At 72.9% G+C, this 17,481-nt stretch carries 10 protein-coding genes, 1 tRNA gene and 2 pseudogenes; 4 read left to right on the top strand and 9 right to left on the bottom strand.

What is annotated here, in order from left to right:
• The first annotated feature begins 69 nt into the window (after positions 1 to 69).
• Positions 70 to 3,330 carry a formate dehydrogenase gene (fdh, locus tag ACIGYR_RS14685; RefSeq protein WP_399599105.1) on the top strand — a complete coding sequence of 1,087 codons (3,261 nt, stop codon included), beginning with the start codon at positions 70 to 72 and terminating at the stop codon, positions 3,328 to 3,330.
• A gap of 42 nt (positions 3,331 to 3,372) precedes the next feature.
• Here the strand turns inward: fdh and selD are convergent, their stop codons facing one another.
• Positions 3,373 to 4,386, bottom strand: coding sequence for a selenide, water dikinase SelD (selD, locus tag ACIGYR_RS14680; protein WP_399599102.1), 1,014 nt, complete (start codon positions 4,384 to 4,386; stop codon positions 3,373 to 3,375).
• A 37-nt stretch (positions 4,387 to 4,423) separates the two neighbouring features.
• Between selD and ACIGYR_RS14675 the strand changes: the two genes are divergently transcribed.
• A tRNA-Sec gene (locus tag ACIGYR_RS14675) sits at positions 4,424 to 4,516 on the top strand.
• 83 nt (positions 4,517 to 4,599) lie between these two features.
• Here the strand turns inward: ACIGYR_RS14675 and ACIGYR_RS14670 are convergent.
• Positions 4,600 to 6,288, bottom strand: a pseudogene (locus tag ACIGYR_RS14670) (GTP-binding protein); the annotation flags it as partial.
• Positions 6,289 to 6,569: 281 nt separating this feature from the next.
• Positions 6,570 to 7,853: pseudogene (gene selA, locus ACIGYR_RS14665) on the bottom strand (L-seryl-tRNA(Sec) selenium transferase); the annotation flags it as partial.
• A gap of 217 nt (positions 7,854 to 8,070) precedes the next feature.
• On the opposite strand from selA, the gene ACIGYR_RS14660 reads away from it, so the two are divergent.
• Complete coding sequence (locus tag ACIGYR_RS14660; RefSeq protein WP_399599099.1) at positions 8,071 to 8,340, top strand: hypothetical protein; 270 nt, start codon at positions 8,071 to 8,073, stop codon at positions 8,338 to 8,340.
• A gap of 265 nt (positions 8,341 to 8,605) precedes the next feature.
• Here ACIGYR_RS14660 and ACIGYR_RS14655 read toward each other — a convergent pair whose 3' ends face one another.
• The 4 genes from ACIGYR_RS14655 to ACIGYR_RS14640 form a co-directional block, all read right to left on the bottom strand.
• Positions 8,606 to 9,622, bottom strand: coding sequence for an MASE1 domain-containing protein (locus ACIGYR_RS14655; protein ID WP_399600209.1), 1,017 nt, complete (start codon positions 9,620 to 9,622; stop codon positions 8,606 to 8,608).
• 171 nt (positions 9,623 to 9,793) lie between these two features.
• Positions 9,794 to 10,624 carry a PP2C family protein-serine/threonine phosphatase gene (locus tag ACIGYR_RS14650; RefSeq protein WP_399599096.1) on the bottom strand — a complete coding sequence of 277 codons (831 nt, stop codon included), beginning with the start codon at positions 10,622 to 10,624 and terminating at the stop codon, positions 9,794 to 9,796.
• Between the two features lie 98 nt (positions 10,625 to 10,722).
• Positions 10,723 to 11,043 carry a hypothetical protein gene (locus ACIGYR_RS14645; RefSeq protein ID WP_399599093.1) on the bottom strand — a complete coding sequence of 107 codons (321 nt, stop codon included), beginning with the start codon at positions 11,041 to 11,043 and terminating at the stop codon, positions 10,723 to 10,725.
• Positions 11,044 to 11,348: 305 nt separating this feature from the next.
• Positions 11,349 to 12,041, bottom strand: coding sequence for an alpha/beta fold hydrolase (locus tag ACIGYR_RS14640; protein WP_399599091.1), 693 nt, complete (start codon positions 12,039 to 12,041; stop codon positions 11,349 to 11,351).
• Positions 12,042 to 12,365: 324 nt separating this feature from the next.
• Between ACIGYR_RS14640 and ACIGYR_RS14635 the strand changes: the two genes are divergently transcribed.
• A complete protein-coding gene (locus ACIGYR_RS14635; RefSeq protein WP_399599088.1) occupies positions 12,366 to 13,820 on the top strand; it encodes a glyceraldehyde-3-phosphate dehydrogenase in 1,455 nt (484 codons plus the stop codon).
• 75 nt (positions 13,821 to 13,895) lie between these two features.
• On the opposite strand, the gene ACIGYR_RS14630 is transcribed toward ACIGYR_RS14635, so the two are convergent.
• On the bottom strand, positions 13,896 to 15,842 hold the full coding sequence (locus ACIGYR_RS14630) for a collagenase (protein WP_399599085.1): 1,947 nt from the start codon (positions 15,840 to 15,842) through the stop codon (positions 13,896 to 13,898).
• A gap of 193 nt (positions 15,843 to 16,035) precedes the next feature.
• The gene (locus ACIGYR_RS14625; RefSeq protein ID WP_399599082.1) at positions 16,036 to 17,400 is read right to left on the bottom strand and encodes an alkaline phosphatase PhoX; all 1,365 of its coding nucleotides are present in this window, start codon (positions 17,398 to 17,400) and stop codon (positions 16,036 to 16,038) included.
• Positions 17,401 to 17,481: the final 81 nt, after the last annotated feature.

Raw genomic sequence — 17,481 nt, 5'->3', positions numbered from 1 at the left:
GTCCGCGGCACGAGATGCCATGGCCGCGGGGGTGGGGGAAAATCGAGGAACAGAGCGGGAGGAGGAGCCGTGGGCGTGCGCACATGGATCGACTCCTGGCCGGTGTACCGCCAGCTCACCGGCACGGATCCGCTCGGCCGCGGTGCCGCCGCCAAGAGCGGGCGCAGCGCGCGGCTGACGCCCCGGGTGGCCACGGCGGACCGAGTCGTGAAGTCCGTCTGCCCGTACTGCGCGGTCGGCTGCGGCCAGAACGTGTACGTCGAGGACGGCCGGGTCACCCAGATCGAGGGCGACCCGGACTCCCCCGTCTCCCGCGGGCGGCTGTGTCCCAAGGGCGCGGCCAGCCTCCAGCTGACCACCGGGGACGCCCGCGAGCACCAGGTCCTGTACCGGCGCCCGCACGGCACCGAGTGGGAGCGGCTGGACCTGGACACGGCCATGGACATGATCGCCGACCGGGTGATCGAGGCCCGCCGGGCCGGCTGGCAGTGGCAGGTCGACGACACCCGCACCCGCCGCACCCTGGGCATCGCGAGCCTCGGCGGGGCCACGCTCGACAACGAAGAGAACTACCTGATCAAGAAGTTGTTCACCGCGCTGGGAGCGATCCAGATCGAGAACCAGGCGCGCGTTTGACACTCCTCCACCGTTCCCGGTCTGGGAACCTCGTTCGGCCGCGGCGGCGCGACCACCTTCCAGCAGGACCTGCAGAACGCGGACTGCATCCTCATCGAGGGCTCGAACATGGCCGAATGCCATCCGGTCGGGTTCCAGTGGGTGATGGAGGCCAAGGCCCGCGGCGCCAAGGTGATCCACGTCGATCCGCGCTTCACCCGCACCAGCGCGCTCGCCGACGTGCACGTGCCGCTGCGCGCGGGGACCGACATCGCCTTCCTCGGCGGGATCGTCAACTACGTGCTCCAGCACGAGAAGTACTTCCGCGAGTACGTCGTGGCCTACACCAACGCGCCGGTGATCCTGCGGGAGGACTTCCGGGACACCGAGGACCTGGCCGGTGTCTTCTCCGGCCTCGACACCGACAACCGCACGTACGACAACACCAGTTGGCAGTACGAGGGCATCGAGATGCAGGCGGCCTCCGGTGAGCGCGACGAGGAGTACGCGCAACGCACCGGCGACGACGGCTCCCTGACCGAGGCCGCGCGCGGCGAGGCCCACGGCTCCGGCGGCGCGGTGATCGGCGAGGGCGAGCCGGAACGGGACGAGACCCTGACGCACCCGCGCTGTGTGTTCCAGGTGCTCAGGCGGCACTACGCCCGTTACACGCCGGAGCTGGTGGAGCAGGTCTGCGGGGTGCCGCGGGATCTGTTCCGGCAGGTGTGCGAGCTGGTCACGGAGAACTCCGGACGCGAGCGGACGACGGCCTTCGCCTACGCGGTCGGCTGGACGCAGCACACGGTGGGTGTGCAGAACATCCGGGCGGCCTCCGTCCTGCAGACCCTGCTCGGCAACATCGGCCGGCCGGGCGGCGGCATCCTGGCCCTGCGCGGGCACGCCTCCATCCAGGGCTCCACGGACATCCCGACCTTGTTCAACCTGCTGCCCGGCTACATCCCCATGCCGCACGCCCACCAGAACGAGGACCTGGACGCCTTCGTCCGGGCCGAGGCGGCGCACAAGGGCTACTGGGGCAACATGCGCGCGTACCTGGTGAGCCTGCTCAAGGCGTACTGGGGTGACGCGGCGACGGCCGACAACGACTTCTGCTTCGACTACCTGCCCCGGCTGACCGGCTCCCACTCGACGTACGAGACGACGATGGCCCAGCTGGAAGGCGTCTGCAAGGGCTACTTCCTGGTCGGCGAGAACCCGGCGGTGGGCAACGCCAACTCGAAGCTGATGCGGCTCGGCATGGCCAATCTGGACTGGCTGGTCGTCCGCGACTTCTCGCTCATCGAGTCGGCGACCTGGTGGAAGGACGGCCCCGAGATCGAGACGGGCGAGCTGCGCACCGAGGACATCCGCACCGAGGTGTTCTTCCTGCCGGCCGCCGCGCACACCGAGAAGGACGGCAGCTTCACCAACACCCAGCGGATGCTCCAGTGGCACCACCAGGCGGTGGAGCCGCCCGGCGAGGCACGCAGCGACCTGTGGTTCGCCTACCACCTGGGACGGATCATCCGGCACAAGCTCGCCGGGTCCGAGGACGAGATGGACCGGCCGGTGCTCGACCTGGCCTGGGACTACCCGACCAAGGGCAGGACCGCCGAACCCGACGCGGAGGCGGTCCTCGCCGAGATCAACGGCCGGAACGCCGACGGCGCCCCGCTCTCCTCCTACGAGGAGCTGAGGCCCGACGGCTCCACGGCCTGCGGGTGCTGGATCTACTGCGGTGTCTACGCCGACGGTGTCAACCAGGCGGCCCGCCGCAAGCCCGGCCGGGAGCAGGACTGGGTGGCGGCCGAGTGGGCGTGGGCCTGGCCGGCCAACCGGCGGATCCTGTACAACCGTGCCTCCGCCGATCCCGACGGCAGGCCGTGGAGCGAGCGCAAGGCGCTGGTGTGGTGGGACGCGGAGACGGGCGAGTGGACAGGGCACGACGTCCCCGACTTCAAGAAGGACAAGGCGCCCGACCACGAGCCGCCCGAGGGCGCGACCGGGCCCGAGGCCCTGTCCGGCACGGACCCGTTCATCATGCAGGCCGACGGCAAGGCATGGCTGTACGTGCCGTCCGGGCTCACCGACGGGCCGTTGCCCGCGCACTACGAGCCGCAGGACTCGCCGTTTTCGAACCTCGTCTACGAGCAGCAGCGCAACCCCGTACGGCACTTGCTGCGACCGCACCCCGACAACCGCTACCAGCCCAGCGGCGACGAGCCCGGCTCCCAGGTGTTCCCGTACGTCGCCACCACCTACCGGCTCACCGAGCACCACACGGCGGGCGGTATGTCCCGCTGGCAGCCGTACCTGGCGGAGCTCCAGCCGGAGTTCTTCTGCGAGGTGTCCCCGGAACTGGCCGCCGAGCGGGGTCTGGCCCACACCGGGTGGGCGACGATCGTCAGCGCACGAGGCGTGATCGAGGCGCGGGTGCTGGTCACCGACCGGATGGCCCCGCTGACCGTGCAGGGGCGCCGGCTCCACCAGGTGGGGCTGCCGTACCACTGGGGCCCCAACGGCTACAGCACCGGGGACGCGGCCAACGAGCTGCTGCATCTGTCCCTGGACCCGAACACGCACATCCAGGAGACGAAGGCGTTCGCGGTCGACATCCGCCCGGGACGACGTCCGCGGGGCCCGGCGAGCGTGGCGCTGGTGCGGGCGTACCGCATCCGGGCGGGCATCGACGAGACCACCGGGACGGAGCCGTGAGCGGTCCTGCCGACGAAGCGGAGTGCGGGGCCGTGAGCCCGTCTACCTGAGCACGACGGAGTGCGTTCCGCGCGGTACCAGATGCCCCACCACCGGCGCTCCGGGCACCTCCCCGACGACGAGCAGCCCGCCGGAGGTCTGCGCGTCGGCGAGGAGCAGCCGGGTGTCCGCGTCGGTGTCCCCGAAGTCGGTGAACGGCGTGACCCACTCCAGATTGCGCCGGGTGCCACCGCTGACGTATCCGTCGCGTACGGCTTCCCGGGCGCCCTCCAGGTAGGGGACGGCGGCGGTGTCGACCACGGCGGTCACACCGGAGGCGCGGGCCAGCTTGTGCAGATGGCCGAGGAAGCCGAACCCGGTCACGTCGGTGGCGCACTCGGCGCCGGCGGCCAGCGCGGCCTCCGACGCCTGCCGGTTGAGGGCGGCCATGGTGGCGACGGCGTGCTCGAACCACTCGCCGGTGGCCTTGTGGCGGTTGTTCAGGACACCGAGGCCCAGCGGTTTGGTCAGGGACAGCGGCAGCCCGGGCCGGCCGGCGTCGTTGCGCAGCAGCCGCTGCGGGTCGGCGATGCCGGTGACGGCCATGCCGTACTTGGGCTCGGGGTCGTCGACGCTGTGCCCGCCACCGACGTGGCAGTCCGCCTCGGTGGCGACGTCCAGTCCACCGCGCAGCACCTCGCGGGCGAGGTCGAACGGGAGCCGGTCGCGCGGCCAGGCGAGAAGGTTGACGGCGAGCACGGGCCTGCCGCCCATCGCGTACACGTCCGACAGGGCGTTGGCGGCGGCGATCCGGCCCCAGTCGTAGGGGTCGTCGACGACCGGGGTGAAGAAGTCGGCCGTGCACACCACGGCGGTCCCCCGGTGTGTGACCACGGCCGCGTCGTCGCCGGTGGCGAGGCCGACGAGCAGCGGGGTGTCACCGCCGGTGAGCGGCGGCACGGTGAGTCCCGCGACCACGTCCTCCAGCTCGCCGGGCGGGATCTTGCAGGCGCAGCCGCCGCCGTGGGCGAACTGGGTGAGCCGTACGGCGGTCTGTCGGGCCGGTGTGGATGTCATGGCGGCGGTCTCCTGGGGCAGTAGCCTGGCGAGCGGTGGAGGCGTGTGGGTGCCTGGTGGCCCTCCCGGTCTTCAAAACCGAGGTGCCCGAGGATCTCGGGCAGGCGGGTTCGATTCCCGTCCGCCTCCGTTCTCCTCCTTCGTACGGCAGCGGCGGCGCCGGTCGTCGACGCGCTCCGTGTGTCCCTGGGCGTCCAAGAACTCCAGCAGCGGTACGGCCACCCGGCGGGTGGTGTCCAGCGCGTGCCGGGCCTCGCTGAGCGTGAACGGCTGGGGCAGGGTGCGCAGGACGGCGGCGGCCTCCGTGTCCGCGCCGGGCAGCAGCACGATCCCGTCGGCGATGCGCAGCAGGGCCCCGGTGGCTGCCGCGGCGGCCAGTGCCTTGCGGTCGAGCCCCAGTTCGGCGAGCCGCCCGGCCTCGGGGGCCCGGAACGGGGTGCGGGCGAGGTCCCGGCGCAGAGCGTCCACGGCCGCGCCGACGGGTGCGGGCAGGGCCGGCCGGGGTCCGGCCGCCGGGTACAGGCGCCCCTGTCGGGCGTGGAGCCGGGGCTGTGCCGCTGCGAGCGCGTCGACCAGGGCGCGGTCGGGCAGGCCGAGCAGCCGGCGGGCCGCCTCGGTGGGCAGGCCGGGCTCGAGCGGGTGGGCGCGGGCGTGTTCGGCGACCTGGGCGGCGAGCCGGTCCTTGAGATCGCTCCAGTGCGCCGTGTCCGCCAGCCAGTCCCCCGCGACGGGGTCCCCGGGCGCCGGGATGCCCATCGCCCGCAGCTCGGCGCGGCGGACGAGTTTGCGTCGGCGCAGTTCGGCGAGGCCGTCGGGGCGGCCGTTCATGGCGTCCAGCTCGGCCGCCCGGGTGCGGCCCGCACCTCGCCGGGTCAGCCGGGGCGGCCGTACGTCCAGGACGGTGACTGAGCAGGGTGTGCGGCCGCCGCCGGGCTCGCGGAGCACCGCACGGTCGCCGACCCGCAGCGGCAGCCCGCGGCGCAGGGTCAGCCGGGCGGTGTCCTCGCCGAGCGGGCGGACCGTCACCGGGACGGCGGCCGTTCCGATGTGCAGGGTGACGCACCGGGGCAGGTCGGCCACGGGCTCCCCGGTGATCCGTACGTCGGCCACCTCGGTGCACAGCCAGCGGCCCGGGGTCAGCAGCACCTGCCCGCGGCGCAGGGTGCCGTGTCCGTGTCCGTGCACGTTGACGGCGACGCGGGCCACCGCGCCGACGGCGGTCCGCTCCTCGTGCAGGCTCTGCAGGCCGCGCACCCGCAGCGCCGCCGGGCCGTCCGCGGTGACCAGCCGGTCGCCGACGCGCAGCGTGCCGGCGCCGAGGGTGCCCGTCACCACGGTGCCGTGGCCGCGGACGGTGAAGGCCCGGTCGAGCCACAGGCGGGTGTCGGCCTCGGTGTCGGGAGCGGGCAGTCGGGCTGCCAACCCGGCCAGTGCGGCGCGCAGTTCGTCCAGTCCCGCACCGGTGACCGCGCTGACGGCGACCGACGCGACCGTGCCGAGGGAGGTGGCGGCCAGCCGCTCCACGGCGTCGGCGCGTACCGGTTCCGGGTCGGCGAGGTCGCTGCGGGTCACCGCGAGGACGGCGTGCCGGACGCCGAGCGCGTCGAGGATGGCGAGGTGCTCCTGCGACTGGGGCTGCCAGCCCTGGTCGGCGGCGACCACGAACAGGACGGCCGGGACGGGCCCGACGCCGGCCAGCATGGTGGCGACGAACCGCTCGTGCCCGGGTACGTCCACGAAGGCGAGCCGGTCCCCGGCGAGGCTCGTCCACACGAAGCCCAGGTCCAGGGTGAGGCCCCGGCGGCGCTCCTCCTCGTGCCGGTCGGGCTCCATGCCGGTGAGGGCGCGCACCAGGGCGGACTTCCCGTGGTCGACATGCCCGGCGGTGGCGAGAACGCGCATCACGCCCGCCGTTCCGCGGGGGCCCGGTCCACCGACGCGCACCGCGCGGACCGCTCACCCGCACCCTCCACCGACACCGGCACCGCCACCGCCACCGCCTCTGCCCCTGCCCCTGGCAACTGCTCGCCACCCTCCGGCGACCCGCCGTGGTCATCCGCCGGGGCCGTGCCACGCGCGGACCGCTCGCCACCCTCCGGCGACCCGCCGTGGTCATCCGCCGGGGCCATGCCACGCGCGGACCGCTCGCCACCCTCCGGCGACCCGCCGTGGTCATCCGCCGGGGCCGTGCGCACGGCTTCCGCCAGCCGGTCGTCGTCCTCCGGCGGCACCGACCTCAGGTCCAGCAGGCAGCGGCCCGTCTCCAGGCGGCCGACGACCGGGATGCGGCCGGTGCGCAGGGCGGCGGCGTACGGCTCGGGCAGGGACAGGGCCGCGCTGGGCAGGGTGACCCCGGGCGCTCCCCCGCCGCCGACCGTGGCGGCGCTCTCGACGGCCCGTACGTCGATCCCGTCGGCGGCCAGAGCGGCGGCGAGCCGGTCGGCGCGGGACCTGAGCCGGTTCGGATCCGCGGTGAGGGCGAGGGCGGTCGGGGTGGGCGGCCCGGTGAGCGTGGCCTCCAGCGCGGCCAGGGTCAGCTTGTCGACGCGCAGGGCGCGGGCCAGCGGGTGCCGGGCCAGGGCGCGCACCAGCTCCTCCTGGCCCAGCAGGAGTCCGCACTGGGGTCCGCCGAGCAGTTTGTCGCCGCTCGCGGTGACGAGCGCGGCACCGGCGCGCAGCTGGGTGTCGGCATCGGGTTCCCCGGGCAGGGCCGGATGCGGGGCGAGCAGACCGGAGCCGATGTCGACGACGACCGGGGCACCGAGGCCGGTGAGGTCAGCGACCTCGGCGGACCGGGTGAAACCGGTGATCCGGAAGTTGGACGGGTGGACCTTCAGCACGAACCCGGTGTCCGGCCCGATCACGGCCGCGTAGTCGGCGGCGGTCGTCCGGTTGGTCGTACCCACCTCGCGGAGCCGGGCGCCGGTCGAGACGAGCAGGTCGGGCAGGCGGAAGCCGTCGCCGATCTCCACCATCTCGCCCCGGCTGACGACGATCTCCTTGCCGGCCGCGAGAGCGGTGGCGGCCAGGACGAGCGCGGCGGCGCCGTTGTTCACGACGTGCGCGGCGCCGGCGGCCGGCACCCGATCGCGCAGCGCGGCGAGCGCGGAACGTCCCCTGCGTGCCCGTACGCCGGCCGTCAGGTCGAGTTCGACGTCCGTGGGGCCGGCCGCTTCCTGGACCGCCTGCCGAGCGGCGGCGGACAGCGGGGCCCGGCCGAGGTTGGTGTGCAGCAGTACCCCGGTGGCGTTGATCACCGGGCGCAGACCGCTGGCGGTGCCGGGCAGGAGGTTCAGGGCCGTCTGCGTGACCTGTTCCGGCGCGATGCCGCCCGCGCGGGCCCGCTCCTGCGCCTGCCGTACGGCGGCCTTCACCCGGTGCACGCCGAGCCGGTCCACGGCGGCGGACAGCCGGGGGTCGCGCAGCAGCGCGTCGGTGCGTGGGATGCGGCGGCGCGCGTCGGTCATGTCCCGCTGCGGGGGCGGGTTCCCGGGCACCGCCGGGCTCCCCGTCGTCTCCTCGGCTGTCCGTCCTGGTACCGGCCGCTGCTCCATGGCGCCCCGTCCCTCCGGTCCGGCCCCGTGCCCGTGCGGGTCCGTCCATCGTCTCCCAGTGCCCCCGGCGCGCCGTCCGACACGCCGGGGCGCGCGTTGCCGCGGCCACCGCCCGGGTACCCGGCGCCGCATGAGCGATCACGACCGCGACCGACAGGACGAGAACCCGACGGGGGCCGGGCGCGGCGCGCCCCCACAGCGCGAGGCGGAGAGCGAGCGTGCCACCGCCGATCCGTTCGGCCGCGCGTACCCGGAGCGCCGGACGGGGGGCCGGGCCAGGAACCGGATCAGTGAGGCCGCGGCTGTCGCGGACACCCCGCCGGGGCTCCTCGGGGGCTGCCGCGGCCTGAACGACGACGCTGACACCGAGACCCGATCGGACCGTCGCCCGGACCGCTGACCGGCTGATCCGACCACCGGTCGAACCGCCGATCGGGCCTGCGGTAGGCCGCCGGTCGGACGACCAGGAGGACCGGCGGTCGAACCGCCGGTCGGACCGCTGACAGCACCTCCGGTCGAACCGCCGGTCGGACCGACGAGGGGACCGCTGGCGGCGACGCGGGAAGCCGGTCACGACGCCCGACGTGGAGCCGCCCCCTCGATCGGGCCCCCTCGATCGGTCCCCCCCTCGCTCTCGCCCCCTCGGTCGGGCCCCCTCGGTCGGTTCACGGGGCGCCGGTCGGCCAGGGCCGGTCCTCGGTGTCGTCGCCGGCTTCCGCGTGCGGCCGGGGCGGCGGGGCCTCGCCGGCGGTGAGGTGTTCCAGCACCTCCACCAGCTCCTGGCACGCCTTCTCCACCGAGCGCCGGGTGTTGCGCTGTTCGGTGATCACTGCGGACAGCAGCAGCGCGGTCAGGGCCATGGAACCGTTGAACGCCTGAAGCTTCACCATGATCTGGATACGGGTCAGGTCCGCGAACGCCCCGACACCGTCCGTGGCGGCGACGGTGGCCAGCACGGAGGTGAACAGCGCGCACAGCACGCTGCCCACCAGCTGGAAGCGCAGGGCCGCCCAGATGATGAGCGGGTAGACGAGGAAGAGCATGCTGTACGAGCTGTAGACGGCCGGCGGTACGAGGAGGCAGGAGACGACGACCAGCGCGGTCGCCTCCTTCCAACGGCGCAGGGGCAGCGGCCGACGCGCCTGGTGCAGCATCAGCAACAACGGGGTGATGATCAGGACCCCCATCGCGTCACCCACCCACCAGGCGAGCCAGACGGGCCAGAAGCTGTGGGCGGCCAGGCTGCCCTTGAGGACGAGGACGCCGACGCCGACGGTCGCACTGACCAGCGTGGCGGTCAGCGCGGCCAGAAACACCAGCGCGAGGCCGTCGCGCAGCCGGCCGAGGTCGGTGCGGAAGCCGGCCCGGCGCAGCAGGAGCACCGCGCACAGGGGTGCGGCGGTGTTGCCGAAGAGAACGCAGAGCACCCAGATGTCGGGCGTGGTGAGGGAAAGGACGGAGAAGAAGGCGCCCAGCGCGATGCCGGGCCAGTAGCGCAGTCCGAGGATCAGCAGGGCGGCGAGGGCGACGCCGCTCGCCGGCCAGAGGGGGGTGACGACGGCTCCCTCGACGGTCAGCTCGCGTATGAGGCCGAGCCGGGCGACCGCGTAGTAGCAGGCGGCGACGGCCAGTACCTGGACGACGTAGCCGCCCGGCCGGCGCAGCTCCTCGTTACCCACCACAGGAGCCATCTCACACCGGTGGCCGCCGGTCGGCGAGGCGAGCCGCGCTCCCGTCCGGCCCTATGGCTGAACCGCCGACCGCGTCGGCCGGGGCCCGTCGTGCCCGGCGGGCTCCGAACGGTCCGGCGCGGGACGACGCCAGGGCGAGCGCGGTTCACGGGCGAGGGCGGTTCAGGGCGGGGTGCACGTTCCGTCGAGGCCCACGACCAGGACGGCGGCGTCGTCGTCGTGTCCGACGCTCTCCGCGCCCTTGATCACGGCCGCCGCGAGCGAGTGGATCGCCAGCCCGGCGACGGCGGCGATGCCCGCGAGCCGCACCACCTGGTCGAGGCCGTCCTCGATGTTCAGCGACGGCCCCTCCACCACCCCGTCGGTGAGCAGGACGAACACCCCGCCGGGGGTGAGCCGGTGCCGGGTCACCGGGAATGCGGCGCCCGGCTCGATGCCGAGCGGTGGCCCTCCCTCGTCGTCGACGACGCCGGACTTTCCGTCCGCCGTGGCCCACACGAAGGGGATGTGGCCGGCCCGGGCGCTCTCCAGCACTCCGGTGGCCGGGTCGAGCCGCATGAAGGTGCAGGTGGCGAACAGCTCGCTGCCCAGCGAGAGCAGCAGGTGGTTGGTGCGGGCGAGTAGCCCGCCCGGATCGCCGGTGACGGAGGCGAGGGCCCGCAGCCCGGCCCGGACCTGGCCCATGAAGGCCGCTGCCTCGATGTTGTGCCCCTGTACGTCACCGATGGCCAGCCCGATCCGGCCGTCCGGCAGGGTGAACGCGTCGTACCAGTCGCCGCCCACGTTGAGACCGAGGTTGGCGGGCGCGTACCGCACCGCCAGACGCAGGCCGGGCGCGCTGGGCAGATCCCGGGGGAGCATGCCTCGTTGGAGGGCGATGGCCAGCTCGACCTGGGTGCGCTGAAGCTCCGCGCGCCGGCGCGCCTGGGCGGTGAGCGAACCGAGACGGGCCAGCAGCGCGTCGCCTTCTTCCGTGGGCCGCTTGCGGGGCATCGATCACTTCCGGCAGGGCGGTGGCCTTCGGAGGGCCGCTGCCTGAATGTTCGGCAAACGCCTAGATTTTACCTGTTCAAGGTGATCCCGCCCGTCGGTCAGCGGATCTCCGAGTCGATGCCGGTGATCACCGCGGGCCCGAGCGGTGCGCTCCGTTCGTCCAGCCCCGCGTCCCGGAGCGCGGAGCCCGCGAGCCGGCGGGCCTCCTCCTCGGCGTGCGGACCGGTGTCCGCGTCGACGGTCAGGCGAAGCGTGAAGGTGTTGTCCTCGTTGACGCTGAGCACGTCCAGGTCCTCGGCGTCGCCCAACCGGGTGCCGTGCGGATCGGCGGGCCGCAGCGCACGGGCCAGCCGGCTCCGGGTGCCGGCCTCGGCCCCGGCGGTGAAGGTGCCGGGGACACTGATCACGTAGGTCGTCATGAGACGGTCCTTTCCTTCCTCGGGCGTCCCCTCGTCTACCCCGATTCCCGGGCTTCGCACAGCGGACGGTGGCGGGGCAGGTCAGCCCGCGCCTCCGCCGCCTTCCCCCGGACGGTGGACATGGCCCGTGCCGGCTCCGGGGCCGGGCGGGTCGGGGGTGGCAGATTACGGACGCGGCCTTCGCCCGCCTCCCCCTGTCTCCGCTCGCCGTGCCCGCCGCCCCCTGTCTCCGCTCGCCCGCTTCGCCAGTGCGGTCTTCAACCCGCGCTGACCGTCCACCACGACGCCGGGGGCGTGAGGCCCCCTCAGATCCAGCCGTCCAGCGCGCCCATGAAGCCGTCGAAGTCGTCCCGGTACAGGCTGTGCCCGGCCCCTTCGACCGTACGGACCTCGAAGCCCCGCCGCACCAACTCCTCGCCGAGGCCGGGCCGTACGAGTTCACCCGCGCCGGCCAGCACCACCAGCGAGGGCACCACCGGGCGCGCCGGTGTCCGGCTGACCGCGTAGATGCCCGGGAGGACGCGGGCCGTGGCGGGGTCCCAGGCGGCGAGTGTGGCCAGCTCGACGTCCAGGTCGTCATCGTCCCAGCGCGGATTGAGGCTGCTGATCATCGCCCGGTGTGCGGTCTTGAAGACGGTGAAGTACGCGGAGACCTCGACCAGTTTCTCGCGCATGTCCCAGGCCGGGTCGCAGTAGACCGCCCGGGCGGGCGCCAGCCGTTCGACGGCACCGGCCAGTGCCATCGCCCCGAGTGAGTGGCCGATCGCCAGCTCCGGGCGTTCCGGGAGGGTCTCGACGAGGTCGCCCGCCCAGGTCTCGGGGGTGTACTCGCCCCGGCCGCTCGCGCCGTGCCCGCGCAGGTCCACGCCGATGACCCGGTATCCCTTGTCCGCCAGGACGGGAGCGACCCGGTGCCAGGTGCGGTGGTCGGACATGATCCCGTGCACGAGGACGGCGATCCGGTCGCCGGTACCCCACTCGTACGTGTGCAGCCTCATCGGCAGCCTCTCCCCCGTCGGACTCCGTCCGATCATGCCATCGCGGCCGGATCCGGTTCCACTTCCGGCGGTCGGCGGGTCCGTCCGCCCGGGACCATCGTCACGGTCGTCGTCCGGCCCGGACGCACCGGCCTCGCTGCCCGGCCGCCTGGCGGGCCTCGGCATCCCGGTACCGCATCGCTGGACCTCCCATGCCCGTGCCGCATCGCTGGACCTGCGCATCCCGGTGCCGCATCGGCCGGAAGTGCCCGCGGGAGGGGGCCGCCGGGCCGCCCGACCGGTGCGGTTACCATATGAGCGCTGCCTAGCTCGAAAGATGGATCTGTGACTGTCAACGACGACTCGTTCACCAACTGGAAGACCCGCGAGGAGATCGCGGAGTCGATGATCCCGCTCATCGGAAAGCTGCACCGCGAGCGGGACGTGACCGTTCTGCTGCACAGCCGCTCGCTGGTGAACAAGTCGGTGGTCAGCATCCTGAAGACGCACCGCTTCGCCCGGCAGATCGCCGGCGCCGAGTTGTCGGTCACCGAGACCATGCCGTTCCTCGAGGCCCTGACCGCGCTCGACCTCGGGCCGTCCCAGATCGACCTCGGCATGCTGGCCACCCAGTACAAGGCCGACGACCGCGGCCTGAGCGTGGCGGAGTTCACCGCCGAGGCGGTCGCCGGCGCCACCGGGGCCAACAAGATCGACCGCCGTGAGCCGCGCGACGTCGTCCTGTACGGCTTCGGCCGCATCGGCCGCCTCGTGGCCCGTCTGCTGATCGAGAAGGCCGGCTCCGGCAACGGCCTCAGGCTGCGTGCCATCGTCGTCCGCGGCGGCGGCGGCCGGGCCGCCGAGGACCTCGTCAAGCGCGCCTCGCTGCTGCGCCGCGACTCCATCCACGGCCAGTTCCAGGGCACGATCACCGTGGACGAGGACAGCAGCACGATCGTCGCCAACGGCAACGAGATCAAGGTGATCTACGCCGACGACCCGTCGCACGTGGACTACACCGAGTACGGCATCCGCGACGCCATCCTCATCGACAACACCGGCAAGTGGCGCGACCGCGAGGGGCTGTCGAACCACCTGCGCCCCGGCATCGCGAAGGTCGTGCTGACCGCACCGGGCAAGGGTGACGTCCCGAACATCGTGCACGGCGTCAACCACGACACGATCAAGCCGGACGAGCAGATCCTGTCCTGCGCCTCCTGCACCACCAACGCCATCGTCCCGCCGCTGAAGGCGATGGACGACGAGTACGGCGTGGTGCGCGGCCACGTGGAGACGGTCCACTCGTTCACCAACGACCAGAACCTGCTGGACAACTACCACAAGTCCGAGCGCCGGGGCCGCTCCGCCCCGCTCAACATGGTCATCACCGAGACCGGTGCCGCCTCCGCCGTCGCCAAGGCGCTGCCCGACCTCAAGGCGAAGATCAGCGGCAGCTCGATCCGCGTCCCGGTGCCGGACGTCTCGATCGCCATCCTCAACCTCCAGCTGGCCCGCGAGGCCACCCGCGAGGAGGTCCACGACTACCTGCGCGAGGTCTCGCTGACCTCGCCGCTGAAGCGCCAGATCGACTTCACCACCGCCCCCGACGCGGTCTCCAGCGACTTCATCGGCTCGCGCCACGCCTCGATCGTGGACGCCGGGGCGCTCAAGGTCGACGGCGACAACGCCATCCTCTACCTCTGGTACGACAACGAGTTCGGCTACTCCTGCCAGGTCGTCCGGGTCGTCCAGCACGTGTCGGGCGTGGAGTACCCGACGTACCCCGCGACCGCGGTCTGATCCCGCGGATCCGCGTACGCGTACGGCCGCCGACCGGGTTCCGGTCGGCGGCCGTCTCGCTGGGCGCGCGTGCGGTCAGGCCGCGGCCGGCCTGGCGCAGGCGCCCGCGGCGCACGCCGTGAGCCACTGGTCGAAGTCGGCGTCGTAGCGGGTGCCGATGCCGTCGTGGTAGACGGCGTATCCGCCGGCGTAGTCACCGGTGCGGAAGCGGGCGAGCATGCGCTGGACGTCGTCCGGGTGCCGCTCGACCATGTAGCGCACGGCGAGGTAGCCCCACGGGTAGACGCGAGTCGTGTCGCTGTTGTCGTAGGTGCTCTCGAACAGGGTGCTGAGCCGGTACGTGTGCTTTCCGGCCTCCTGGGCCGCCTGGTCGTCGGCGAGGCCGCGGTAGCTGTAGGACACGTACTCGGCGACGCCCTCGATCCACCACACGTCCGGGACGGAGATCTGCCGGCCGAAGTCGCCCTTCATGTCGTCGCGGCCGTCCAGGAAGTGCGTGTACTCGTGGTTGAGGTTCCAGATCCGGGCCGGGAAGCCGTCGTCGTAGTCCTTCTGGTACATGATCGACATCGGCTGGTTGGCCGGGTCCGACGGGTCGCCGCCCAGTGTCATGCCGCCGTTGTCGGTGCTGATGCCGTACATCGCGCCGGCGTACATCTGGTAGTCGGCGCGGTCGGCGAAGACCACCAGCCGGAGGGTGGAGGCGTACTGGCCGGGTATCGCACCGTCGGCTCGGGCGACCGAGCGGAAGTAGGCGTCCTGACGGAGCACGCTGGTGCAGGCGGCGTCGAGGTCGGCGGCGGTCAGCGCCTGGGCGCGGACGGTGACGTGGGCGTCGCAGCGGTGCGTGACGGGCAGCACGGCCCTGTCGAGCTTGTCCGGCAGGTCGCAGACGTCGTAGTACGCGCAGTCGGCGCTGTCGTAGTAGGCGGCCTGCGTGGCCACCGCCACCCACAGCCCGGCCGTCGGACCGGTGATGTGACTCCGGTCCAGCAGGTCCTTGGTCAACGGCTGGACATCGTCCCGTAGTTCGGGGTGTTCCAGGTAACGGGCCACGTTCATCCCGGCGTTGGAGTCCAGGAACGCCAGGTCGGTACCGAGCTGGTCGGTGTTGGCCAGCGCGAAGTCGTAGAGGGTGTCGATGACGCGCGGGTCGGCCGCCACCGCCTGCACGTACTTCGGGTTCCAGTTGCCGCGCCACAGCGGCGTGTAGACGTCGTTGACGGCCCTGATCATGCTGTCCACGGAGTCGTACGAGCTGTCGTAGCCGTTCAGCAGCCGTCGGTAGACGTACAGGTACCGGCCCTGCTGGTCGGCGCTGTCGGTGAGGATCACCGTCTCGCCGAGGATGTCGCCGTTGGCCGCCGTGACGTCACGGGAGTGGGAGCGGGCGAAGAAGGCGTCCATGCCGCTCGTGACGGCCGTGGTGAGGCGCGCGGTGTAAGGGCCCACGTCCTCGGGGTGGTTGAACTGCACGTAGTAGCCGGCGCGCAGGAAGAGGACCAGTTGCAGCAGGCTGCCGGAGTTGTCGCCGTGGTACTGCCTGGCGGTGCCGGTGAACGCGTTGGCCACGGTCAGCATCTGCGCCTGCCGGAAGATGTCACGCGCGTCGGTGCCGGTGACCGAGAAGAGGGTGTTGACGCAGTCCGGGGTCGCGGCCTTGACGTAGGAGACGAGGGCGGAGCCGGACCGGCTGCCGAAGTCGGCCGGGGTGCAGGAGGCCGCTTTCGCCGCGGCCGGGGCCGGCCGGCCGGACCTCGGGCTCTGTGGCGGGAGTTGGGCCGGGCTGAGCCGCTCGGCCTGGGTCGCGGGGCGCTCGGTGGTGGCGGTGGGCGCCGCGGCCGGCGGCGGCACGGGGAGGTGCGCGCGGGGCGCGGTGGCCGTGCCGGGGTGCGGCTGGGGTGCCGCCAGCGCGGGCGTGGACAGCAGCCCGGCCAGGGTGGCGCAGACGGCGGCGGCACCGGCGATCCGGCCTGCCGTGCCCCTCGGCACGCGTCCGGGCAGCGCGAAGCGATAGCGCATCGGGAATTCCTCCACGAAGGGATGCGCCTCTGTGGGGTGTTGAGGCGTGTGAGGCACTGTCTCAGCGCGCCTCCCGCCCAACAATGGCGTGTGACATAGCACATGGCGCTGACCGCTCATAACATCACCGCGGTGTCACCGTTCATGCCGGGGCGCACGCCGCCGCCCCGGCATGATCACTGCTGCCCGCCGCCTACCTGCGCCACGGGCCGGTCACCGCGAACGTGGTGCCCGGGGTGTAGCAGTTGACGAACATCGTCTCCCCGTCGGGAGCGAAGGTGACCCCGGCGAACTCGCCCCACTCGGGCTTCGTCGCCGTCCCGATGTTCTGCCGGCCCCGGGCCATCGCGTACACCTGGCCTTGGCGGGTCAGGCCGAAGACGTGCTGCGCGCCGTTGCCGTCCTCGCACACCATCAGGCCGCCGCCGGGGGCGAGGCAGATGTTGTCCGGGGATTCGCCGGGCAGTTGCACGTCGGTGTCCGGGCCGAACACGACGACCAGGGTCAGCCGGCGGCGCGCCGGGTCGTAGCGCCAGATCTGGCCGTAGTGGTCGGCCGCCGAACCGTCCGCGCTGCGGGCGAAGGACGACACGAAGTACACGCAGCTGCCGCCCCGGTAGCAGCCCTCCAGCTTCTGCGCGTGGGTGATGCCGCCGGGGCCGTAGTCCTGGAACCGGGTCGCGGTGGAGGTGGCCAGAGGGTCGGGCACATCCACCCATTCGATGCCGTCGAAGCGCGCGCCGGTCTCCTGGATCGTCGACAGATCCGGCACTCCGGGCACCCGCATGGCCTGGAGCCGGCCGCCGGCGCGCAGCGAACCGACGCCGCCCAGCGGCCTGTCGGGCAGGAAGCGGTAGAAGAGGCCGAACGGCTTCTCGAAGGCGTCCTCGGTCTCGTAGACGATGCCCCGCGAGTCGATGGCGATCGCCTCGTGCTGGAAGCGGCCCATCGCGGTCAGCGGGACCGCGCCGGTGAGACGGGGTTCGGTGGGGTGGACCTCGAAGATGAAGCCGTGGTCCTTGGTGTAGCCGTTGGTGCCCGCCCTGTCCTCGGTCTCCTCGCAGGTCAGCCAGGTACCCCAGGGGGTCCGGCCGCCCGCGCAGTTGACCGCCGTACCGGCGATGGCGACCCGCTCGGAGAGCACGCGGTGGTCCGCGTCGAGGGTCAGGGCCGTACAGCCGCCCTTGCCCGCCGGGTCGTAGGTGAGACCGCTGACGGTCGGGACCGGGATCTTGGCGGTGACGCGGTTCTCGTGATTGCGTACGAGGTGGGTGCGCCCCCTTCTGCCGGCGAAGGCGGCCATGCCGTCGTGGTGGGAGGGCACACGGCCCTCACCCGAACGGAGCTGGTCGCCCTCACGGGAGAGCACGGTGTAGCGGAAACCTTTCGGCAGGTCGAGCAGGCCGTTCGGATCGGGGACGAGCGGACCGTAGCCGGTGTGCCCCAGGTTCTGGGCGGCTGCGGTGCCCGCGAACACCTCGGACAGGGCCCCGGTGAAGGCGATGCCCACTCCCAGGGCACTCGCCCGGGACAGGACCTGACGGCGCGTTGCAGACATGCGGCGACAACCTTCCTGCTGGCGGACAGGAACTGTGACCCGCCGTGTCTATCACCTGCCGCGGGCCGCGGGAACCACGCG

Source organism: Streptomyces sp. NPDC053076, assembly GCF_044546845.1.
Classification (GTDB): domain Bacteria; phylum Actinomycetota; class Actinomycetes; order Streptomycetales; family Streptomycetaceae; genus Streptomyces.
This window is presented reverse-complemented; position numbering and strand designations above follow the sequence as displayed.

Bases quoted from the DNA above. Each gene is read 5' to 3' on its own strand.
- ACIGYR_RS14630 (WP_399599085.1), bottom strand. From the start codon at position 15,842: ATGCGCTATCGCTTCGCGCTGCCCGGACGCGTGCCGAGGGGCACGGCA.
- ACIGYR_RS14625 (WP_399599082.1), bottom strand. From the start codon at position 17,400: ATGTCTGCAACGCGCCGTCAGGTCCTGTCCCGGGCGAGTGCCCTGGGA.
- ACIGYR_RS14645 (WP_399599093.1), bottom strand. From the start codon at position 11,043: ATGACGACCTACGTGATCAGTGTCCCCGGCACCTTCACCGCCGGGGCC.
- ACIGYR_RS14640 (WP_399599091.1), bottom strand. From the start codon at position 12,041: ATGAGGCTGCACACGTACGAGTGGGGTACCGGCGACCGGATCGCCGTC.
- ACIGYR_RS14660 (WP_399599099.1), top strand. From the start codon at position 8,071: ATGAGCGATCACGACCGCGACCGACAGGACGAGAACCCGACGGGGGCC.
- ACIGYR_RS14650 (WP_399599096.1), bottom strand. From the start codon at position 10,624: ATGCCCCGCAAGCGGCCCACGGAAGAAGGCGACGCGCTGCTGGCCCGT.
- selD (WP_399599102.1), bottom strand. From the start codon at position 4,386: ATGACATCCACACCGGCCCGACAGACCGCCGTACGGCTCACCCAGTTC.